This is a genomic window from Allobosea sp. 05T422_2 (assembly GCF_056396265.1).
This window is the reverse complement of the sequence record NZ_JBFTLD010000045.1, coordinates 13,229-34,154: the sequence shown is the minus strand read 5'-3', so window position 1 is coordinate 34,154 and position 20,926 is coordinate 13,229. Positions and strand designations below refer to the sequence as shown.

The 20,926-nt window shown below is 65.0% G+C and carries 19 protein-coding genes and 1 pseudogene; 6 read left to right on the top strand and 14 right to left on the bottom strand.

What is annotated here, in order from left to right:
• Nucleotides 1–524 precede the first annotated feature (524 nt).
• Both AC1DJT_RS11190 and AC1DJT_RS11185 read left to right on the top strand, forming a co-directional pair.
• Nucleotides 525–1,628, top strand: coding sequence for an NAD(P)/FAD-dependent oxidoreductase (locus tag AC1DJT_RS11190; RefSeq protein ID WP_476834073.1), 1,104 nt, complete (start codon nucleotides 525–527; stop codon nucleotides 1,626–1,628).
• A gap of 75 nt (nucleotides 1,629–1,703) precedes the next feature.
• Nucleotides 1,704–2,156: a DUF1810 domain-containing protein gene (locus tag AC1DJT_RS11185; protein WP_476826011.1), complete on the top strand. Its 453-nt coding sequence runs from the start codon at nucleotides 1,704–1,706 to the stop codon at nucleotides 2,154–2,156.
• Nucleotides 2,157–2,213: 57 nt separating this feature from the next.
• On the opposite strand, the gene AC1DJT_RS11180 is transcribed toward AC1DJT_RS11185, so the two are convergent.
• The 9 genes and pseudogenes from AC1DJT_RS11180 to AC1DJT_RS11140 form a co-directional block, all read right to left on the bottom strand.
• Nucleotides 2,214–4,043, bottom strand: coding sequence for a cobalamin-dependent protein (locus AC1DJT_RS11180; protein WP_476834072.1), 1,830 nt, complete (start codon nucleotides 4,041–4,043; stop codon nucleotides 2,214–2,216).
• A 36-nt stretch (nucleotides 4,044–4,079) separates the two neighbouring features.
• Entirely contained in the window at nucleotides 4,080–4,874 is a 795-nt protein-coding gene (locus tag AC1DJT_RS11175; protein ID WP_476769838.1) for an aspartate dehydrogenase, read from the bottom strand.
• A 20-nt stretch (nucleotides 4,875–4,894) separates the two neighbouring features.
• Nucleotides 4,895–5,407 carry a cupin domain-containing protein gene (locus AC1DJT_RS11170; protein ID WP_441492763.1) on the bottom strand — a complete coding sequence of 171 codons (513 nt, stop codon included), beginning with the start codon at nucleotides 5,405–5,407 and terminating at the stop codon, nucleotides 4,895–4,897.
• Complete coding sequence (locus AC1DJT_RS11165) at nucleotides 5,404–7,020, bottom strand: ABC transporter ATP-binding protein (protein ID WP_476769836.1); 1,617 nt, start codon at nucleotides 7,018–7,020, stop codon at nucleotides 5,404–5,406. The genes AC1DJT_RS11170 and AC1DJT_RS11165 overlap by 4 nt, the downstream gene beginning before the upstream one ends.
• Nucleotides 7,017–7,847, bottom strand: coding sequence for an ABC transporter permease (locus AC1DJT_RS11160; protein ID WP_441492761.1), 831 nt, complete (start codon nucleotides 7,845–7,847; stop codon nucleotides 7,017–7,019). Before AC1DJT_RS11160 ends, AC1DJT_RS11165 begins: the two co-directional genes overlap by 4 nt.
• A gap of 2 nt (nucleotides 7,848–7,849) precedes the next feature.
• Nucleotides 7,850–8,829: pseudogene (locus AC1DJT_RS11155) on the bottom strand (ABC transporter permease).
• A 28-nt stretch (nucleotides 8,830–8,857) separates the two neighbouring features.
• Nucleotides 8,858–10,462: an ABC transporter substrate-binding protein gene (locus AC1DJT_RS11150; RefSeq protein WP_476834071.1), complete on the bottom strand. Its 1,605-nt coding sequence runs from the start codon at nucleotides 10,460–10,462 to the stop codon at nucleotides 8,858–8,860.
• Nucleotides 10,463–10,511: 49 nt separating this feature from the next.
• Nucleotides 10,512–11,363, bottom strand: a complete 852-nt coding sequence (locus tag AC1DJT_RS11145; RefSeq protein ID WP_441492758.1) for a VOC family protein — start codon at nucleotides 11,361–11,363, stop codon at nucleotides 10,512–10,514.
• A gap of 375 nt (nucleotides 11,364–11,738) precedes the next feature.
• Complete coding sequence (locus AC1DJT_RS11140) at nucleotides 11,739–12,494, bottom strand: GntR family transcriptional regulator (RefSeq protein WP_441492757.1); 756 nt, start codon at nucleotides 12,492–12,494, stop codon at nucleotides 11,739–11,741.
• Between the two features lie 137 nt (nucleotides 12,495–12,631).
• Between AC1DJT_RS11140 and AC1DJT_RS11135 the strand changes: the two genes are divergently transcribed.
• Entirely contained in the window at nucleotides 12,632–13,408 is a 777-nt protein-coding gene (locus tag AC1DJT_RS11135) for a pyrroline-5-carboxylate reductase family protein (RefSeq protein ID WP_441492756.1), read from the top strand.
• A 13-nt stretch (nucleotides 13,409–13,421) separates the two neighbouring features.
• Here AC1DJT_RS11135 and AC1DJT_RS11130 read toward each other — a convergent pair whose 3' ends face one another.
• The 5 genes from AC1DJT_RS11130 to AC1DJT_RS11110 are packed head-to-tail and all read right to left on the bottom strand — an operon-like array spanning nucleotide 13,422 to nucleotide 17,208.
• Nucleotides 13,422–14,174 (bottom strand): SDR family oxidoreductase, encoded by a 753-nt coding sequence (locus AC1DJT_RS11130; RefSeq protein WP_476834070.1) that lies wholly within the window; start codon nucleotides 14,172–14,174, stop codon nucleotides 13,422–13,424.
• Nucleotides 14,175–14,200: 26 nt separating this feature from the next.
• On the bottom strand, nucleotides 14,201–15,136 hold the full coding sequence (locus AC1DJT_RS11125) for a 3-hydroxyacyl-CoA dehydrogenase family protein (protein ID WP_476834069.1): 936 nt from the start codon (nucleotides 15,134–15,136) through the stop codon (nucleotides 14,201–14,203).
• Nucleotides 15,137–15,164: 28 nt separating this feature from the next.
• A complete protein-coding gene (locus AC1DJT_RS11120) occupies nucleotides 15,165–15,965 on the bottom strand; it encodes an alpha/beta fold hydrolase (RefSeq protein ID WP_441492753.1) in 801 nt (266 codons plus the stop codon).
• The gene (locus AC1DJT_RS11115; RefSeq protein WP_476834068.1) at nucleotides 15,962–16,846 is read right to left on the bottom strand and encodes a hypothetical protein; all 885 of its coding nucleotides are present in this window, start codon (nucleotides 16,844–16,846) and stop codon (nucleotides 15,962–15,964) included. The genes AC1DJT_RS11120 and AC1DJT_RS11115 overlap by 4 nt, the downstream gene beginning before the upstream one ends.
• 38 nt (nucleotides 16,847–16,884) lie before the next feature.
• Complete coding sequence (locus tag AC1DJT_RS11110; RefSeq protein ID WP_441507415.1) at nucleotides 16,885–17,208, bottom strand: NIPSNAP family protein; 324 nt, start codon at nucleotides 17,206–17,208, stop codon at nucleotides 16,885–16,887.
• 275 nt (nucleotides 17,209–17,483) lie between these two features.
• On the opposite strand from AC1DJT_RS11110, the gene AC1DJT_RS11105 reads away from it, so the two are divergent.
• Genes AC1DJT_RS11105 through AC1DJT_RS11095 form a run of 3 tightly spaced genes read left to right on the top strand, consistent with a single transcriptional unit; the run spans nucleotide 17,484 to nucleotide 20,732 of the window.
• A complete protein-coding gene (locus tag AC1DJT_RS11105) occupies nucleotides 17,484–18,470 on the top strand; it encodes a thiamine pyrophosphate-dependent dehydrogenase E1 component subunit alpha (RefSeq protein ID WP_441492750.1) in 987 nt (328 codons plus the stop codon).
• Nucleotides 18,470–19,444, top strand: coding sequence for an alpha-ketoacid dehydrogenase subunit beta (locus AC1DJT_RS11100; RefSeq protein ID WP_476769831.1), 975 nt, complete (start codon nucleotides 18,470–18,472; stop codon nucleotides 19,442–19,444). Before AC1DJT_RS11105 ends, AC1DJT_RS11100 begins: the two co-directional genes overlap by 1 nt.
• Nucleotides 19,401–20,732 carry an acetoin dehydrogenase dihydrolipoyllysine-residue acetyltransferase subunit gene (locus AC1DJT_RS11095; protein WP_476834067.1) on the top strand — a complete coding sequence of 444 codons (1,332 nt, stop codon included), beginning with the start codon at nucleotides 19,401–19,403 and terminating at the stop codon, nucleotides 20,730–20,732. The genes AC1DJT_RS11100 and AC1DJT_RS11095 overlap by 44 nt, the downstream gene beginning before the upstream one ends.
• The last annotated feature ends 194 nt before the right edge of the window (nucleotides 20,733–20,926 follow it).

Here is a 20,926-nt window from a genome sequence, read left to right as displayed (position 1 = left end):
AGGCCAACCGATCTCTCGGCTACAAGGCCCGAAGCTCTCATGAAGCGCAGTAGAGCGGCCCCGCCAGCGGCGGCGCCGTCTCGATGGCTGCGTTATAGGCCCCACCATCTCGACCTGTCAACGCCAAAACAAAACTTTTCCGACAGTTCCGTGACAGGGCCTMATATTTTGGCAATCCGCCGTCGGGAACGCTAGAATAAAGCCAATGATCGCAATGCCTTGCTGAGTTATCAACTTCCCGGGGCCCGCATCTGCTCCATTCCGAGGCGCGAGACGCCGCCATCGACGGCAGCGAAAGTCCTTGGCACGCGCACCGTCCTTGGGGCCATCCCGGACAGCGACCGGCCATTCCCACGACACGCCCGAGGGTCTGCGCTGCCTGCCTGGACGCCGAACGCGGCGCTCTGCACAGTCCCAGGTCTGCCTCGCATCCGCTCGCGGCAGTCCAGGACGCCCGCCGGCAACAAGCCGGCGCGCGAACGGGACCGGATCAAGAGCGGGTTCACACCATGCCGGAGAATACTATGCCTGAGATCATCGTGGTCGGCGCCGGAGTCCTCGGAACCTCCGTCGCCTATCGCCTCGCCCTCGCGGGCGCGCGCGCTACCGTGCTTGAGGCGACACGGGTTGGCGGCGGTACGTCCGGAATCAGCTTCGCCTGGACCAACTCCTGCAACAAGGAGCCGCGCAGCTATCATGACCTGAACGTCGCCGGCATGAAGGCGCACGCAGCATTGAAGGAGGAGTTTGGCGCAACACCCTGGTGGCATGGCGGCGGTCGCGTCGAATGGAAGGCGGAAGCCGAGCGCGACGGTCAGCGCACCAAAGTTTCACGCCTGCAGGACTGGAGCTACGCGGCCGAATGGATCGACCGCAAGCAACTGCTCGAACTCGAGCCGGATATCGATCCCGCGGCGATCGGTGATGCGCCCATCGCCTGGTACCCGAATGATGGCTGGCTCGACCCGGTCGTCTACGCCCACGCCATGATGAGCGCGGCATGCCGGCTCGGCGCTGAGCTGAAGACCCAGACGCGGGTAAGGGCCCTCCTCGTCGAAGGCGGCAAGGTCAAGGGCGTACGCTGCGAAACCGGCGAGATATTTCATGCAGACCTGGTGGTGAACTGCACCGGGCGCTGGTCCAATGACACGATCGGCACGTCCGCTCCCAATGTCCCGCTGGAGCCCACGGTCGGTTTCCTGGTCTTTACACCGCCTGTGCCGGCTTCGATCCAGCGCGTGGTCTCCTCGCCGCTTTGCGATTTCCGACCGGATGGCGCCGGAAGGCTGATGGTGCATTGGGGACCGGCCGACGCGCAGGTGACGCCCGAGGTCAGCGAGCATCCCGGCATGRCACAGGCTGCGGTCGTGATCGAACGGCTGACCAGGATCCTTCCCGGCATTACGCCGATCCAACCCGAGGCCACGCGCGTCACCCAGCGCCCCATTCCCAGGGATGGCCTCTCGGCCATCGGGCCCGTGCCTGGCCTCGACGGCTATTATCTGATKGTCACGCATAGCGGCGCGACGCTCTCGCCGGCGCTCGGGGCCATGGCCGCGGACGAGATCCTCACTGGCATTGAACAGCAGGAGCTTGCCGATTTCCGCCCCGCGCGCTTCTTCACATAGAATGGGAATCCGCGGCGGCCCCCGGAGAACCGTCCAGCCGTGTGCTCGTCGCGCCGAATGATGGGAGGGCAAGCCGTGACGGAGGTTCACGACCTTCAGCGCTTCGTTACCGCCCAGGAGCCGATCTTCGAAACCGCGCTTGCCGAGCTGCGAGCAGGCCGGAAGCGGACCCACTGGATGTGGTTCGTCTTTCCGCAGCTGCGCGGTCTTGGCCTTTCGCCGACGGCGGAACGCTACGGCCTGGCGTCGCTGGCGGAAGCGCGTGCCTATCTCGCCCATCCCATTCTCGGCCCCCGCCTCGTCGCGTGCACCGCCGCCATCCTGGAGCTCGAGGGCCACTCAGCCCACACCATCTTCGGCTCGCCCGACGACAAGAAGCTTCGCTCGAGCTTGACCCTGTTTGCGCTAGCCGCGGCTAGCGGCGACACTATCTTCCGGCAGGGCCTGCAGCGCTATTTTGGCGGCGAACCGGATCCGCGCACGCTCGACCTGATCGGGCAGCCCCCGTCCGGCGAAACGCGCCCATAGTCCGCAAGCGGCAGATCGCTCACCAGGGGCCGTGAAGCTACCCCTGGAAGCGGATTGTCATTGCCCTGTGCTCGCGGCAACCGGCCGGCCGGGCCCACTCCCCGACCGGAGATCGCCACGCTTCGCGAGGGCCAAGGCTTCAAGCTCGAGGACCATTCGCTCCGGTGTCTCACATGGGAKGGCGCCGAGCACTGAAATCTCGCGGGTCACATCGACCGGCAAGCCCGAGTTCGAGTCGTCGGGAATCTGATTCAGCCGGCCGCCGATGCAGACCGGGATGGACCGGGCGGCCCGCTCGAGAGCGCCCAGTACCTCGCTCGCGAACCGAAGGGCGATGCCGTTATATGTGCTGATGGCGATGACATCGCATCCCCGTGCCAGCGCAATCTCGACAAGATCATCGGGGTCGACCGATGTACCGCCATCGACCGCCTCAACCCCCAGGCTCGTGAGCAGGTGCTCGATCAGATTCTTACCGTGCTCATGGACATCGCTGCTGGCCACACAGACCTTGAGACCACTCGCTTCGATCAGACGACGGGCACTGACCGGAACCTTCGCCACCCAGGATTCAGTGGCGTGCTGGAGCTCATCGACCCATTCGGCAAGCACAATGGCCCGCCGCCCGCCCCATGCCGCACGGTCGGCTGCCCCCGCGCCATACAGCGCCTCTAGGCGTTTCGGACCGATTCGGCGCAGGGCCAACATGAGTGCGGCAGGATCGCGCGTGTCGATTCCGGCTTCCCGCAAGCCCGTCAAGACCTTGCCGGCAAAGGCCCGGCCGCCATCGACGAGGCTTGCGGCCATCCCGTCGACCAAAGCCAGGTCGATCAGGCCGAGATTGGCGGACGCGTGCTCGACCATCCGGGCTGCGAAAACCTGCGCATCGATGATTTCGTCGGTATCGGGTATCCGCTCGTTCTCGGTCACCGGGACCGGATTGATCGCGTGCCCACTCGCCCGGCGCTGCAGCGACCAGATATCGGCCTGGAGGTAGCTCGCCAGACTTGCGAAATTGCCGGCCGGCGTGGATCTGTAACTCACCGTGTTGCCGAAAATCATGCTTCCCGGCGTGTCCGACACCTGCATCAAGGCATGATGGAAGGCGAGCCGCATGAGCGGGGCCGTGAAATGGTGTCCGTAGCAATGCGAGACTTTGGCGCCGATCAACGCATCGACGATGTATTTCTCGATCAGCACCATGCCGAGCGCGGAACTCATATCGGCGAACAAACCGGCAAAGCCGTCGTCGAGGTTCGAATGAACCAACACCTCGACGGGTTGAGCAGCGATCAACCCAAGCGCCGTCACCGTGGCCTCGGTGGTGGCGACATCGTCGTCCCAATCGGGGAGGCGGAACGTGAAATATTGGCCGAGATTCCCGACAGTGGTGACCCCGGCTGCCAGCGCGGCCCGGGTATTCTCCACGGCCCCGGGCAAGCCCAGCATGAAGTCGCCGAAATGCGCCGCGGCCGGCACGATGCCGGTGATCCGCGAAAAATCCTCGGGCCCGTCGAGGACGATGCCGGTGCCGCGCGGACGCTGGGAGCGCTGCGCGAGCGGGTACCCCATCGACCAGTCCAGGGTGATGCCGAAGCGATCGACCACCGTGCCGAGCCTGGCGCAGCTCTCATGCACGGTCCGGATCGCCTCCAGCGTTCTGTCGACGCTGCGAAAGCCGATATGGGCGTGCTGCATGATGCGCCCCTGAACGGCGGTCCTGCGCTTGTAAGCCGCCTCGGAAGGAACGCCCATCGTATCGAGGAAAAGATTGCGGCCCACCTGCCAGGTGCGCGCCATGACCGCGCCCTCTGCAAGAAGCTCGGCGCCCGGCCGAAGCGCACCGGGAACGAGATCCGCGAGAGGCGGCAACACCGTGTTGGTCATGAAATCCTCCCGGCCATGCGCTCCTGAATTCCCGCGTCAGATGGCCACGATGTCGAACTGGCGTCGGATCGCGGCGACCAGACTGGAGGCCGTGATCGCCGAGGTCTTTGGGTTGCCGGCGGAGGGCAAGTTGGTGAAGCGCAGATAGGCCGAGCCGAGCGAGCTCTCCGCCTCGATCTCGTGAATATTTCCCCTGGCCGCGGGATCGGAGACGATCCGCGTCGTCACCCGTGCGGCACGCGCTGCGAGCGCAATGGTGAGCCCGACATTCAGGTTCCTGGGATAGAGCCGCGCCGCTTCCTCCGCGCTGCCTTCATAGAGCACGATCTCGGCGACGAGCGACCGCTCGCTAAGCCCGGCCTGCGCCAGCTCGGCCGCCCACGCGGCCGGTGGCTTGCGCGAGGTGTAGCGAATCCGGGCATCGTCGGCTTCGCGTAGCGCCGCGAGATAGTCGAGCCCCCCGACAGCCCCGGACGGCAGGATGAGTCGCGCCCCGCTCCGTGCCGCGATCCCGGTCAGGCGAGCCAGGAAATCAGTATCGGCAAGGGCGCCCGTCGAAGCCGCAATGACCGCAAGGCCGGCGGCCAGAACATCCGGCAAGGCCTCCACGACGGCGGCATGCCCGGCCGCCTCGACAACGAGGTCGGGTCGGCTGGCAATCAGTTCCGGCACCGTCGTGGCGACCTCGACGCCCACCGGCACCGTGGCGCAACTCGGAGAATCCGGCCGCAACAGCACGGTGAAGTGAAAGTCCGCCGACTGTTGGAGGCGCGCATGCACCTCGCGCGCGATCGTGCCGAAGCCGATCAACCCTATTCGCTTCCTGCTCATGGCAGTCCCATTGCGACAGATCAGGGGTTGCGCTGGTCGGTCGGCGGCACGGCGAACACGGTCTGGCGCTCGATTTCGAGAACGTTGTCCGGTCGGGGGAAATTGGCCGGTGCCGCCTCGCCCGCAACCCGCGAACGGCCGATCAGACGGAAGAAATCCTCGAGGCCATTCGGCACGATCAACCAGACCCAGTGCAGGTCCTCGGTCCCCTCGTTGATGAACATATGCCGACGGCTCTTGCCCACGAAGATCGCGGTGCCGGGTTGAAGCGGAACGTCCTTGCCGTCGAGCACGGCACGCCCCTTGCCCTTGATGAAATAAATCACCTCCTCGTGTCGATCGTGGCTGTGTTCACGGACATAGCCACCGGGCGGCACGGTCTGGGTTCCCAGAGCCAATGGGTGATCCATCCGCACCCGCGCGGGGTCGACGACCACCTCGATATGGCCGTTGGCCGGAACCGGCTGCCAATAGCTCGTCGCCTGGCCGGGCTGGATAACGAATGTCTCACCGGGTTCGTGAATTTCGGTCATGGGGTCATCTCCATTCCGTGGGCTCTTCCCGGGACGGCGGAAAGCAACTTCTGCGTATAAGGATGCTTGGGAGCAGCGAAGATCTCGGCCGTGACGCCGTGTTCGACCACCTCGCCGCGCTGCATGATCGCGATCCGATCGCAGATCTGGGCCGCGACGCGCAGGTCGTGCGTGATGAAGATCATCGACAGGGAGAGCCGATCGCGCAGTTCGACGAGCAGCTGCAGCACCTGCGCCTGGACCGAGACATCCAGCGCCGAAACCGCCTCGTCGGCGACCAGGATCTTTGGCTCGAGCGCAAGCGCTCGGGCGAGCCCGATGCGCTGGCGCTGCCCGCCCGAAAACTGATGCGGCAAACGGTCGGTGGCGCTGGGATCAAGCCCCACCAGCGAGAACAGCTCCTTGGCTTTGGCCAAGGCCTTGTCCTGCTTGACGCCGCGGGCGATCAGCCCCTGGGAGACCAGGTCCCCGGCCGTGCGCCGCGGATTGAGCGAAGCGTAGGGATCCTGAAACACCATCTGGACGAGATGACGCTGGCGGCGCAGCGTCTCGCCGCGAAGCTTGCCGAAATCGACGCCGTCGAGTTCGATCGCTCCCTGATCGGGATCGAGCAGGCGTACGATGCAGCGCGCCAGAGTCGACTTGCCCGAACCGCTTTCGCCGACGATGCCCAGAGTAGCCCGGCTCGGCAGATCGATATCGACCGCCTTCACTGCGTAGGTCACGCGGCGCTGCCGGCCGAACCAACCGCCTCCCGTCCGATAGGTCTTGGACAGAGCGCGCACCGTCGCGATCGTCTTGTCCGGCAACTCCCGCGGCGGCGGCGGGGTGATGCTCGGAACCGCTGCGATCAGCGCGCGCGTATAGTCGGCCTTGGGATTATCGAGCACCTCGCGGACTGTTCCGCTTTCGACGACGCGACCATGCTGCATCACCATCACCCGGTCGGCGATCTCCGCGACGACGCCGAAGTCATGGGTAATGAACAGAACCGCCATGCCGGTCCGCCGCTGGATGTCCCTGATCAGCGTCAGGATCTGCGCCTGGATGGTGACATCGAGGGCAGTAGTCGGCTCGTCCGCGATCAGKATCTTCGGTTCCAGAGCCAGCGCCATGGCGATCATCACGCGCTGGCGCTGCCCTCCCGACAACTCATGGGGATAGGCCCGGTAGGCCGAAGCCGGCTCGGGAATGCCGACCTCGTCCAGCAGCTTCAGCGCGCGCTCCCGGATCTCCTGCTTCGACAGCTTGGTGTGAGCCCGGAACATCTCCGCGATCTGGTCGCCCGCGGTGCGCAGGGGGTTCAGGGCCGTCATCGGCTCCTGGAAGATCATGCCGATCTCGGGACCGCGGATCGCACGCAGCTCGTCCTCGGAGAGGCCGAGAATGTTCCGCTCGCCGAGCATGATCCTGCCGCCCCGCACCGGCAGGCTGGTGGGAAGCAGCCCCATCAGCGCCGACGCGGTCATCGACTTGCCGGAACCGCTTTCCCCGACCACGCAGACGATCTCGCCCGGCGTGAGGGTCAGCGAGAGCTTCTCGACCGCATAAGGCCGGTCGGCCCCTCCGGGCAGGGCGATGGATAGATCTTCGATACGAACGAGAGGGGTCATCGGCCGCGGAGCCTCGGGTTCAGCGCATCGTTGAGCCCCTGTCCGACAAGGGAGACGGACAGGATCGTCAGCAGGATCGCCACGCCGGGAATCGCGGAGACGTACCACTCGCTGCGCAACACCTTGCGGCCCTGGCCGATCAGATTGCCCCAGGAGGCGATGTTCGGATCGGACAGGTCGAGGAAGGCGAGCGCGCTTTCGAGGAGGATCGCCGTCGCCATCACGACGCTGCCATAGACGATGATCGGCGCCAGCGCGTTGGGCAGAACCTCGCGGAAGATGATCCAGCGATTGGTCAGGCCGAGCGTCCGGCAGGCCTGGACGAACTCGCGATTGCGCAGGGTCAGGAACTCGGCGCGCGTCAGGCGCGCCACCGCCGGCCAGGACACGATGCCGATCGCAATCGTTACCGCCGTCATGTTCGAGCCCACCACCACCACGAGCACAAGCAGCAGGATGAAGTTCGGAAGCGTCTGGAAGGCCTCCGTCATGCGCATCAACGCGTCATCCGTCATGCCGCCATAGAAGCCGGCGATCGCACCGACGACGATGCCGATTGCAATCGCAATCAAGGTCGAGACGATGCCCATCAGCAATGTGGTGCGGGCGCCGTGGGCGATCTGTGCCGCGATGTCGCGGCCCGACGCGTCCGTTCCCAGCAGGAAGCGACCGCCGAGCGAAGGCCATTGCAGCGGCCGACCGGCAAGCCCCAGTGGATCGCGCGGGTAGAGCAGGTCGGCAAAGATGGCGAGGCCGACGATGCCGATGAGCAGGAGCAGGCCAAGCACGGCAGCGGGGCTGAACAGGAAATATCGGAGCGCCTTCATGATCAGGACGCCCCGGCCGTGATCCGCGGATCAAGGCGCGCATAGATGAGATCGACGACGAAGTTCACGCAAATGACCATGATGGCAGAGACAAAGACGATCCCGAGCAGCGTGTTGAGATCGCGCTGAACTACGGATTCGTATGCGAGCCGCCCGATGCCGGGGAGCGAGAACACGCTTTCGATGACGACCGAACCACCCAGCATCGTGCCGGCTTGCAGGCCGATCAGCGTGACCATCGGCAAGAGAGCGTTCCGCAGGACATGCCGCCGGACGATCTCGCTCTGCCTCAGGCCCTTTGCCCGGGCGGTTCGCACGAAATCCAGCGTCGAGACCTCGAGCATCGAGGCGCGCATGATGCGCAGATAGATGGCGAGGAAGATCAGGGAGAGCGTGATCGTCGGCTGGACCAGATGCCGTGCGATATCGAGCACCAGCCAAATGCCCGTCAGCCCGCACCGATTTCCTGAAAGCCACCGGGCGGGAGCCAGGCCAGCCAGATCGAGAAGACGACGATGCTCATCAGCCCGAGCCAGAAGGACGGCGTGGCATAGAAGATGAGGCCGAGCAGCGAAATCAGCGTATCGGCCCAGCSGTTCACGCGCTGTGCCGAGACGATGCCAAGCAGCATGCCGGCAAAGAAGGCGAAGCTCAGCGCCGAGAACATCAGCAGGAGCGTTGCCGGCAGCCGCTCCAGGATAACGGTGGCGACGGGCTTGTTGTAGATCGCGGAGAATCCGAGATCCAGACGGACGAGCCGCCAGAGATAGTCCAGCAAGCGGACAGCCGCGCTGCCTTCCAGCCCATAGAAGCGACGCAACTCTGCCGCAGTGGCAGGGTCGCCACCGCCCATCTGCGCCATCAATGCATCAACCGTGTCGCCGGGCGCGAACTGAAGCAGCACGAATAATCCGGCGAGCAGGATGAGCAGCGTCGGAACGCTGCTCATCAGGCGTCGTCCGGCCAGTTTCAGAATGTGCATGGCCGTACTTTTCTGGGGCGCGCCAGGATCAGGATTCGATCCAGAGATCCGCCCAGTGGCTCGAAGGCCAGCGCGGATTGTTGTGGTGGTTCTTGAGCTTCTTGCTGGTGACCGAGATGAACTGGCGTTCTGTCGCCATCCAGAGCGGGAGCTCGGTGTTCAGCAGCTTGACGATCTCGGGATAGGCGGCCTTGCGCTTGGCCGGATCGATCTCGAAGGCGGCATCGTCCATCATCTTGTCGGCCTTGGGATCTTCCCAGCCCCACTGGTTGGTGAACGCGGTGCCCTTCGGGCTGCCCGAGCGGTACCAGACCATGGTGCTGATCGCCGGATCGGCGCGATAGATGTGCCAGCCGGTCGAGAGATCATAATTCCAGTCGCGATAGACGGCCGTGAGATAGGTCGCCGCATCGGGACGCTGAAGCTCGACCTTGATGCCGACCTGCTGCAGCGACTGCTGGATGAAGGTCGACCAGAGCGGGATGTCCTCGCCGAAGGGCGGGCTCAGCATCTTGAGCGAGAAGCGCGTGCCGTCGGAGCCGCGCTTGAAGCCAGCCTCGTCGAGCAGGGCGTTGGCCTTCTTGACGTCGAACGGATAGTCGGGCGCTCCCGCCTTGTAGAAATTGGTCGAGACGGACGGAATCGGCCCGTGCGCCCGCTTGCCGTTGCCGTACAGGAAGTTCTCGATGAAGAAATCGGTGTCGACCGCGTGGACGATGGCACGGCGGACCCGGACATCGGCGAGTTCCTTGCGACGCAGGTTGAATTCGATCGTGTTCTGGAAGGGCTGGCGCTCGTTGCCGCGCGAGGAGACCTCGAAGCGGGCGTCCTTGCCCAGCCGATCGATGTCGGCCAGCGGCAGCGAGGAATAGTTGCTCATATGGACCTGGCCGGCCTCGATCGCGGCAGTCGCCGCGGCCTTGTCGGTGATGAAGCGCCAGATGATCTTGTCGAGATAGGGGTAACCCTTGCGCCAGTAATCGGGGTTGCGCTCGGCGATGACATACTGGCCGCGCTCATACTGCGCGAACTTGAACGGGCCTGTTCCGATCGGCGCGACGTTCGCCGGGTTGTCGAGGATGTTGGTGCCTTCGTAGATGTGCTTGGGCGCGATGTAGCCCAGGTCGGGCGCGGCGCCCATGAACAGGTCCATCGGCATCGGACGGTTGTAGCGGAAGATCGCCGTATGCGCGTCCGGCGTATCGACCGCCTCCAGGGCGGAGTGCAGCGCCGTGCCGTAGTTCAGGTGCTTCTTCCACAGCTCCATCGCCGTGTACTGCACGTCAGCGGAGGTGAAGGGCTTGCCGTCGTGCCACTTCACGCCCTCGCGCAGCTTGATCGTGATGGTCTTGCCGTCCGGCGAACCTTCCCAGCTCGTCGCCAACATGGGCTCGAGTTCGCCCTTCTCGTTMAGGTCGACCAGCGGCTCCATGATCTTGGAGGCGATGACATAGACACCGGTCGAGGCCCGCAATGCGGGGTTCAGGATGCGCTGCTCCTGCGGCATGTGCACGGTCACGGTACCGCCCCGCCGCGGCTCCTGGGCGAACGCTCCGATCGGCGAGCCCGCTAGCAGCGCCGCCGCACCGGCCGATGCGAGCATCTGACGACGCGTAAATGTTGATGYAGTCATGTTCCCCTCCATTATTGTGAATTCAGGCCTGCTGGCGTCAGGCGATCGATCAAGGCCGCGCGGACCGCCTTCCGGCTTCCCAGCCAATCAGAGCCCCTTCGACGGAGGCGCAATGCAGCGGCCATTCGCCGGCTATGCTCCATTCGGCGAATGGCTCGGCGGTCGTGCCAGCCGCGACGTCGAGGACAATTCCGCAGCCTGTGCCTTGAGCCTGCGCGCCGACCTGCCAACGCCTGTCGAAACTCGGCGCATCCATGAAGACGAGATCCGCCCCCCGCGGGCGCATAGCGACGCAGAAACCACCGTCCTCGCCCCGCGCGAATGTGAGGCCGAGCATTTGCGCGCAGAGCGCCGCGGCAGCCGGCGGATCCTCAGCCACGATCTCGATGCGGCTCAGGGCGCGGGCACCATTGGCATGGCTGACGAGATCAGGCAGCCAGACGGTCTCGCGCGTCAGATGCTGGCAGGCGAAGAGGCGCACACCGGCAGGCGCTGGCTCGAGCGGCCATTGGAAGATGCGAAACCCCGCCTCTCCCACGCCGCCGCTGCCCAGTTCGACTGGCCGACGGAATTCGAACGGCCCAGTCGCCGAAATGCCGCCTCTCTTGAGCGTATCGAGCGCCGCCTGCGCATCGTCAGTCCGCATCGCGAGGCGTTCCAGCCCCGCTCCCGCGGCGAGGAAGTCGCGGGTCGGCCGATTGAAGTCCGTCGGGGCAAGCACGCCGAGCAGTTCGACGTAGTCGTCCTCGAACATGATCGTGTGATTGGCGGTGCCGAGATAGTCGCTGTGGAGACCACGCGGCGACACCGAAAACCCCAGCGCGCGCCAACGTTCGGCCGATGCCGAGAGTTCGCTCACGGCAACAACGATATGGTCCAGGCCGAGTACGTGATCGAGCATCTCACTACCGTTTTGCGCGGAGCCGCTTCCCCTGACACCAGTGACCGTGTCATAAGTGCATGCAGTTGTACAGGCACTTTTGAAACTTCGATTTCTGGCCGTTGCACAAAGATGAGAACGCGCGTGGCGCAAGGGTGGGCAGGCCATGCGAGGCCCCGCATCCAGCACCCCGAATCGCGGGGCATAGGGAATAAGAACGATCGCGATGTCAGCAGCTGGTTTGGCAGGCGGGCATTACCTGCACGCAGTCCCGCCTCGCCGGCTGACATTTGCCGGCCGAGTGAGCGCGCGCGCAAACGCGCGGCGGAAGGAAATGCGCGTCAGAGACGCAGCGGGTCTCGCCACGTCCTCATATCCCGTAGGCGGATCGGGATGTCAGTTCCGCGGAACGCGTGCCCGGCGCCGTACCGACCCCGACTCTTCCGGCACGAAAATCTTCAGAAGCGCATCCTTGAGAACACTGCGCGCCTCGGCGAAAGTCAGCGAAATATGTGCGCGCAGAATCTCAATGCCCTTTGCGGCGTCGCGCTCAGCAAGCGCCTGGACGATCCGCGAATGATCCCCGACGAGACTCGAGTGTTGCGGGCCGTTTTCGATCTGGACTCGTCGGATAAACCGGATTCGGGCGTTGACGCCGATAAGCTGGCGCACGACCTCGGGATTGCCGGCAAGCTCGGCGACATGGACATGAAAGGCTTCGTCCAGTTCGAGGATCTCGTCGGGATCGTTGTTGGCGTAGCGCCGACGCGCATCCTCCCAGAACGCCTGAAGGCGCTCGATCCCAGCCTGATCGACGCGCTCGCACGCAAGAGCGAACGCGCCGGTTTCAATGATGGAGCGCATCTCGAACAGATCGACGAGATCGTCGATATCGAGGCCGCGGAAGTAAAAGCCCCTGTTGGGCGTGAAGACGACAAACCCCTCGCTGGCCAGCCTGTTCAGCGCTTCTCGGACCGGCGTGCGCGACAGCTCCAGCATCTGCGCCAGATGCACCTCGTTGATGCGCTCCTCCGGCCGCATCTTGAATTCGACGAGCTGCTGCCGAATCGCGCGATAGGCGCGTTCTGCGCTGTCCGCCGCCCGACGCGGTGGGGCTGCCTTGACGGTCGGGGCCTTCGCGGTCTTCGGCATTCCGTCTCTCATTGTCGACGACGTTTCCCCGCTCTCGCATCACCAAGAAGCGGTCAGTGCAAGCTTCAAATCGCGCAACCGGAAAAAATCAACCAGCGCCCTCCGAATCCGGCCGGCAGCTTCTTCTTGGGATCATCATGACACGGATCGCATTTCTCGGAGTCGGCCATCTGGCCGAGGCGATGATTGAAGGCCTCTTGCGCGACCAGCAGACGGTTCCCCACCTTGCCCTGTCGCCGCGCGGTCAGGGACCGAAGTTGGCCGAACGCCATGAGCTTGAGCTGGCCGAGTGCAATTCCACGCTCATATCCGGTGCGGACATCGTCTTTCTCGCGACGCGGCCGGCCGATGCCATTGCAGCTATCTGCCATCTGCCATGGCGCCCGGAGCACATCCTGGTTTCGGCCTGCGCGGGCGTGCCCATTGCGCATTTGGAAAAGGCCGCCGCCCCTGCCCGCGTCATGCGGATCATGCCGCTCACAGCCGCATCTCTCGGCGCGAGCCCGACAACGGCGTTCCCGAGTTTTCCCGAAGTTCAGGCGCTGCTCGCACGGCTCGGCCCCGTCATCGTCCTTGAGAATGAAGCCCAGTTCGAGACCGCAACGGTCAGCGCCGCCATCTATGGCTGGGCTCAGAGCCTTATCGGCCTCGGTCGCGACTGGTCCGTCGCTCATGGCATGAGCCCTGAGGCAGCCCGCGAACTTGCCGCGACGACCTTCGTGGCGGCTGGCCGGATGATTGCCGAAAGGCCGGAGCCGGTCGAAACGCTGATTGCGAATCTCGCGACGCCAGGCGGGATCACGGAGCGCGGCCTCGCGGTGCTGTCCGAGCACGGCGCCAAAGAAGGCTGGACCGCGGCCTGCGACGCCGTTCTTGCCAAGCTCACTGACGGGAGGGCGGGCAGGCGCCCCTGAGCCCCACCCTCCTTCAGGCCGGCTGCGACTTGTAGACATGACCGCCCACAGCCTGATCGGTTGGCGACACCTCGATTTCGGTGACGTCGACATGCTCAGGAAGGGCAAGCACGGCCGCGATCGTTTCAGCGATGTCCTGCGGTTTCAGGGCCCGAACGGCGCCATACATCGAATCATGCAGGCGGGCGCGATCGCCCGCGAAGGCCTGCAGATAAATGTCAGTCTCGACGCGGCCTGGAGCGAGATCGGTGACGMGGACATTGCTGCCGGCGAGATCGTAACGCAGAGAACGACCGGCATGGGCGAGCCCCGCCTTGGCCCCACCATAGGCCGACGTTCCCGCAAACACGCCGCGTGCGGCAGTCGTCGTGATATTGATGACATGACCGCGACGACGCTCAACCATGCCGCCCAGTAACGACTGCATCAGCAGCATGGGCGCAGTGAAGTTCACCGCGATCGTCTCGGAGATTTCCTCCGCGGTCTGCTCGTAGAGCGGTTTCACCGAGGCGACCATACCGGCATTGTTGACCAGGATGTMGATCTTGGCCCCGTCGAGCGCGGCGACGATCGCCGCAACATCGCGAACATCGGCAACCACCGGGATGACCCCGGCCTCGGCGACGACGGTCGCGAGTGCATCCTCGCTACGTGCAACGCCGTAGACCGTAAGCCCAAGGGTCGCGAGCTTGCGGCAAATCGCGGCGCCGATTCCGCGCGATGCGCCCGTGACGAGGGCGGTTTGATAGGGGAAGGCGCTCTGCATCATCCGGTCCTCTTCATTGCCTGCGTTCAGAGTGCCGCACGCTGCGACATCACCCGCAGCAGGTCGACCAGCCCGGCATCGCGCTGGCTGCGCAGGTCGTCATCGCTGCGTTCGCCAATCGCCTCACGCACCGCTTTCGCCACGCGTGACACGGTCGGGGTATCAAGCCGGGCATCGCCGAGATCGTCCCAGATGTCCTGATAGGTTTTGCCRTATTTGGTCAGGAAGGATTCGATACCCTCGGCGTTGAGGTGGTTCGAGATGAACGAGCCCTGCAAGGTCCATTTCGGGCCAGGGCCGTAGCAGAAGGCTCGGTCGACATCTTCCRCCGTCGCGACGCCGCTTTCGACGAGTGCGATGGCCTCGCGCCACATCGCTCCCATCAGCCGCAGGGCCAGATGGCCTGTGACCTCGCGCCGGAGCACGGCTGGCTTCTTGCCGAGATCCTCATAGAAGGCACGCGTCTGCTCGACGACCTCCGGCGAGGTCGCCTTCCCGCCGACGATCTCGACGAGCGGCATCAGGTGGACGGGATTGAACGGGTGGGCGAGGACCACCCGCTCGGGATGCGCACAGGCCGACTGCATGTCCGAGACGAGCAGGGCCGAAGAGGAGGACGCGATCACCACATCCGCAGCGATATGCTGTTCGATCTCCGCCAGCAGTGCCTGCTTCAATGGGAGTTGCTCCGGCCCCGATTCCTGGACGAAGCGAACACCGGCCATCGCGGTTGCGAGATCGCTCGCGAAGCGAATGTCTCCCGTTTCGGCCTTGGCCGGCGAAAGACGCTGCAGGTCGTCGGCAAGCGTTGCGCGCAGGGATTGAAAGGCCTCCCAGCGGGCGGGATCGGGATCATAGCAGGATACGTCATAACCGGCATGGGCAAAGGTCGCCGCCCAGCGCTGGCCGATCGTGCCCAGGCCGACGACGCCGATCGGTCCACGTCCCAGAATGTCTTGCATCGGTTCAGATCCTTGTCATGCGGGCCGGTCAGCCGCGCAGAAAATCGAGTACTGCGTCCCGGTAGAGCGCCGGCTCAGCCCGCATGGCGTAGTGACCGCCACGAGGGAGCACGGCGAGTTCGGCGCCGGGGATGGCATGCGCGAGGCGCTCGGAGTGATAGGGCGGGGTCACGATGTCGTCGGCCGCGACCACGATCCTGGCCGGACAGGCGATCGTATCGAGGGACTCGTCGACACCATGTCCCAGCACAGCCTTGATACGCGCGCGGATGGTCGCGGCGTCCCGTTCGGTCGCAGGCGCACCGCCGGTCAGCTCCGCAGTGACGCGGGCGTCGTTCTCGGCRAGCCAGTACGGCGCGTTCAGCAGGGTGACGGCATGACGTCGATAGGCATCGACGCCGAGCCGGTCGAGGATCTCGATACGGCCGGCGAACAGTCGCTCCATATAGGCGCACGGTCGCGCGAAGGTCGCCGAGAGGACGAGGCGCGAAAGACGTTGCGGATTGTCTATCGCCAATCGCTGCGCGATCGCGCCGCCGGTGGAGTGGCCGAGGATCATCGCTTGCTCAATGCCCAGATGATCGAGCAGGCCAATGAGATCGTCGCACATCGCGGCGATGCTGGTCGATCCGTCCAGTGGGCTCGAACGCCCGACGCCGCGATGATCGTAAGTGATCACGCGGAAATGGCCGGCACAGACGCTGGCGAAATCCTTCCAGAACGACGCGAGCCCGCCCAGCCCTGAGATCAGGACAAGCGGCGCGCCGGCGCCGGTCTCGGTGAAGGCGAGCGTGCCGCCATCTTGCAGGGGGGCGAGCGCGCTGGTCATGCCGCTTCGGCCCTCGCGTCCAGTGCCGTGCGGACGGCACAGTTGACGGCCGACCACGGGATCCGCAGGTCGAGCCAGGCYGCGAGACGACCTGCACACAGGATCGCCTCGTCGGTCAGTTCCGCCAGCGCAATCTCCGGGCGCCGGAACGCGGCCTCGAGCGCAAACAGGATTTCGGCGCTCTCACCGAGATGGCAGAAGTCGCGCAGGCGGGTACCGGCCTTGTTGCAGGCCAGCGCGGCGACGCTCCGCGAAACCTGCGGCTCCTCGCTCGCGAGACCGCTGCGGACCCACCACAGCAGCTCCTGCAGGATGCGCGCCTCGGATTCGGCCAGGAAGAGCGGGCCGGAGGGGTGCATGATCGCGCGCGAGGCGAGCATGCCGTCGATATCCGGCGGACTGGCCCGCCACAGCGTCTCGCGCCGCGCGACGAGCGCCTCGGGCAAGCTCGAAGCCGGGGACGCCGTCATCTGTGGCTGCGCGCCCTCGGCGAGCACCAGCCGCCCGTCGAACGCCTTCACTCCATGTCCTTCGCGCAGGCTTAGGCCAAGCGCCTGCAAGGCGGGCAGGCCACCTTCGATCTGGCCCAGCAGCGTGACCGTGGCGGTCTCGGCCTGCAGGGGTGCGAAGGTCAGCTCGAGGAACTGCCGCGCCGGCCAATACAGGAAGGCGCCGGGAGGCGCCTCCATGACATCAACCCCGCCCTCGGCGTCCTCGACGAACGGTGCATGCCAGTAGATGTGCTGGCCTGCGATCTTGGGCGTGTGGAGCTGCAGAGGCGCCGGMAGGGTGGAGGCCAGGGACCGAAGCGTGCGGGGCGCCCGCGCGGTATCGCAGGCGATCCGCCAACTCTCGTTGCCGGCAAAGAAATCGAGTTTCATGAAATCAGGATTCCGCGTGGACCGGCAAGCCGACCGGGTCAAGCCTTCGGGTTGAAGAACGACACCGGCTTCAGAATCTGGTTGCGCATGTCCATCAGCGGATCGGCCTCGACCACCTGGCGGCGATAGGCTTGCCACGCCGGATCGGCCTCCATCGCATCGCGGCGAGCTTCACGGTCGGCGAGGCTGTCGTATTTCCAGAGATGAACGACACGGCTGAGATCGCCGATATGGGTTTGGAAGAAGCCGAAGGGCTCACCCAGATAGTGGCGCTGCATCGGCAGGCCGACGTCCTCATAGAGCCGCAGGAAGTCCGGAAGACGGTTTGGTCGGGCCGTGTAGACGCGGTGGTCGAAGATCATCGTGCTTCTCCATGTTTGCGGAAGCGCTCTGCCCGCTCAACTCATGTGAGGCAGAGAAACGTCCAAGCCGATCGGGCACGAGGCCCTCTCGAGATCGAACGTTCGCCGCCATGCAAATAGTGCATTCCATTGTGCGTACACTTATAGCGCTCTGTCGGGAAATGCGCTAGAGCCGATCTCCGAAAACGCTTGGCTTTCTCCACGCATGCGCCGGTCACGCGCGGCGAACGTCTCGCATCAGGACGCTCGACTCGGCTGCGCGGAGAACACCGACGATGAGGAATTCGCCCACGATTGACGAACAGATCGAGATGTTGCGCCGCATGATTGCGGTGCGGCATCTTGAGGAACGGCTGGGTGAGCTTCACAAGGCCGGCAAGACCCGCGGCCCGATCCATCGCTGCGACGGACAGGAAGCGGTCGGCATTGGCGCGACTGCGATGCTCGATGCCTCCGATTTGCTGACCAGCACCCATCGCGGCCACGCCCATTACGTCGGCAAGGGCGTCGGACTTCATCCGATCGTGGCCGAGATTCTCGGCCGTTCAACCGGGACATGCGCTGGCCGCGCCGGTCATATGCTGATTGCCGATGTCGCGAACGGCCTTCTCGGGGGCAATGCCATCGTCGGCGGCGGAATCCCGGCAGCCACGGGCTTTGCGGTTTCGCTCCAGATGCGCAATCGCGCCGATGGCGGCGCTCGCGTCGCCATGTGCCTCTTCGGAGACGGCGCCGCACAGACCGGCATCTGCCACGAATCCATGAATATCGCAGCCTTGTGGAAGCTGCCGGTCGTCTTCGTGCTCGAGCACAACCAGTACGGCCTGACCGCGCATCACTCGACCCAGTCCTCGGTTCCGGATCTGGTGGTTCGCGCTGCCGGCTATGGCATGCCTGGCGACAGTGTCGACGGCAACGACATCACGGCCGTCTATCGGGCGGTGGCCGCAGCGGTCGACCGGGCGCGGCGCGGCGAAGGCCCCTCACTTGTCGAGGCCAAGACCTATCGGATGGTCGGGTTCTCGACCAGCGATGTCGGCGGCTATCAGAGCGCAGAAGACCGTGCAGCGTGGCGCGAGCGCGACCCGATCGTCTTCGCCCGCCGCTCGCTGGCCGCAAGCGTATCGCCGGCACACCTGGATGCTGTCGGCGCCGAAGCACGTGCTGCCGTCGATGCCGCCGTAGACCAAGCGCTGGCTGATCCGTTGCCGGGCTTCGTCGATCATGCCCCGAGTGCCCCCTACTACGCTGGAGCCGTGTGATGGCAATGATGCGTTATGCCGAAGCCCTGCGTGCCGCCCTGCGCGAGGAAATGCAGCGCGATCCCAATGTCTGGCTCTTCGGCGAGGACATCGCGGTCTATGGCGGCGTCTTCAAGGTGACGAAGGACCTGCTCGCGGAATTTGGCCCCGAGCGTGTTCGCGACACACCGATCTCCGAGCAGACGCTGACCGCCATGGCCGTCACTGCCGCGATGGCCGGCACGAGACCCGTGCTCGAAATCATGTATGCGGATTTCTTGCCTCTGAGCATCGACGCGCTCATGAACCAGGCATCGATCTACAACTATATCTGGAACGGTCAGGTCACCATGCCGTTCGTGCTCCGCACCCAGGGCGGCGGCGGGGCTGGTGCCGGGGCACAGCATTCCAAGAGCCTGGACGCGCTCGTCGCCCATATTCCCGGCCTGAAAGTGGTCGCACCGGCGACTGCCGCCGACGCCAAGGGCCTCCTGAAGGCTGCGATCCGTGACGATCACCCGGTGATCTTCCTTGAACATAAGCTCCTCTACAACAGCCGCGACGAAGTGCCGGACGGCGATCATCTGGTCGAGATCGGCAAGGCCCGCATCGCGCGGGAAGGCAGCAATGTCTCGATCATCGCCTCCTCGCGCATGTTGATCGAATCGCTGAAGGCGGCCGAACTCCTCGCGGGCGAAGGAATTTCCGCCGAGGTGATCGACCTGCGCAGCCTGCGCCCGCTCGACCGCGACACCATCCGGGCCTCGATCGCCAAAACCCATCACGCCGTAGTGGTCAATGAAGGCTGGCGCTTCTGCGGCTATGGCGCGGAGCTGAGCGCCACCATCATGGAAACGGCATTCGACGAACTCGACGCTCCCGTTGAACGCGTTGCGACCCACGATATTCCGATCCCCTACAGCGAGCCGCTCGAAAACGCCGTGCTGCCGGATGCGGCCAAGATCGCGGCAGCAGCGCGGCGGGCAGTGGCATGAGCGGAGGCCAGTCATGACGAGCGAGATCAGGCTCACCGGCGGCGCCGGCGAATACATGGAAAGCGCAACCGTGGTGTCCTGGGCGGTTGCCGTGGGCGACAGGGTGAAGCAAGGCGATGTCGTCGTCGTCGTCGAGACTGCGAAAGCAGCGACTGAAATCGAGGCGGAGCGCGACGGCATGCTCGTCGCAATCGTCGCTGCGGCAGGGGCCGAGGTCGGCGTCGGCAGCGTGCTGGGCCATATCGGCAATGACGGGGATGCGATCGGCGAAGCCGACATGCCCGAGCCAACCGTTGCGATTGCCACCCCGGAGCCTACCCKGTCCGCATCAATCAGCCTGTCCAGGGATCGAACCCCGATTTCCCCACTGGCTCGCCGCCTTGCCAGGCAGGCGGGGCTGGACACGACGGCGATGGTTGGCACGGGTCCGGGAGGTCGAATCAAGAGCCGCGATATCGAGCGGATCTTGGCCGAGCAACGGCCCGAGCCAGTACAAGTCGGTTCCGCGCCTCGGCAGGGGAGCCCTGTTGCCCGACACAAGGGCGGGCTCCCTCCGATAGTCTTCATTCATGGCTTTGGGGCCAATTCGGGCGCCTGGAACAACGTCCGCGCATATCTCGACCCCACCATCGCGTCATTCGCTCCCGATCTGCCCGGCCACGGCCGCACTGCGGCGGCGGGCAGCCCGAGCCTGAACGCGTTGGTGGATGCAACGCTCGCCTATCTCGAGGACACCGGGCTGACGGAATGCCACATCGTCGGGCATTCCCTGGGTGGCGCTGTCGCAGCCGCCATCGCCGCGAATTCGGCGATTCGTGCACGATCCTTGACCCTGATTGCGCCAGCCGGCCTCGGTCCGGACATTGATGGTGAATTTCTGGAGGGTTTCTTAACGGCCCGCTCGGCAGCCAGCCTGCTGCCTTGGCTGGAACAACTGGTCGCCGATCCCGCCTTGCTTCCCCAAGGCTATGCCGAAGCGGTTTTGCGGGAAAGGTTGCGGCGCGGCGTGGACGCGCCGCAACGGGAACTCGCAGCCCGCCTGTTTCCAGACGCGACCCRGACGATTCAGATCGGGAATGCAATCGCGTCGCTTCACATCCCGACCCGCGTGATATGGGGCAAAGCCGACCGCATCATTCCGGTCTCCCATAGCAGAGGTCTTCCGGGCTTCGTCGCTCTTCACGTGCTCGCCGACATCGGACACATGCCGCATGTCGAAGCCCCCGAGCTCATCTCGCGTCTCATCGTGCAAACGGCCAGGAGCGCGAATCTGCAGGCGGGGCAATAAGCCTGCCGGGCGCCCGACGGCCGGAAGCGAACCATCGCCGGCCGCGTTTCGCGGTCGACCAGGCTGATCGGGACGACGGCACAACCAGCGCGGAACGTAAGGAACCGATCCGTCCGCGGCGCGAGGACCACCGGCTGCGTCGGGCGGCGATATCCTGTCGAAGGCGGTGGCCTGGTTTGCGCACGAGAGCACGG

Coding starts and splice junctions, on each gene's coding strand:
- AC1DJT_RS11160 (WP_441492761.1), bottom strand. CDS start 7,847: ATGAAGGCGCTCCGATATTTCCTGTTCAGCCCCGCTGCCGTGCTTGGC.
- AC1DJT_RS11100 (WP_476769831.1), top strand. CDS start 18,470: ATGGCAATGATGCGTTATGCCGAAGCCCTGCGTGCCGCCCTGCGCGAG.
- AC1DJT_RS11105 (WP_441492750.1), top strand. CDS start 17,484: ATGAGGAATTCGCCCACGATTGACGAACAGATCGAGATGTTGCGCCGC.
- AC1DJT_RS11170 (WP_441492763.1), bottom strand. CDS start 5,407: ATGACCGAAATTCACGAACCCGGTGAGACATTCGTTATCCAGCCCGGC.
- AC1DJT_RS11145 (WP_441492758.1), bottom strand. CDS start 11,363: ATGCTCGATCACGTACTCGGCCTGGACCATATCGTTGTTGCCGTGAGC.
- AC1DJT_RS11110 (WP_441507415.1), bottom strand. CDS start 17,208: ATGATCTTCGACCACCGCGTCTACACGGCCCGACCAAACCGTCTTCCG.
- AC1DJT_RS11135 (WP_441492756.1), top strand. CDS start 12,632: ATGACACGGATCGCATTTCTCGGAGTCGGCCATCTGGCCGAGGCGATG.
- AC1DJT_RS11140 (WP_441492757.1), bottom strand. CDS start 12,494: ATGCCGAAGACCGCGAAGGCCCCGACCGTCAAGGCAGCCCCACCGCGT.
- AC1DJT_RS11175 (WP_476769838.1), bottom strand. CDS start 4,874: ATGAGCAGGAAGCGAATAGGGTTGATCGGCTTCGGCACGATCGCGCGC.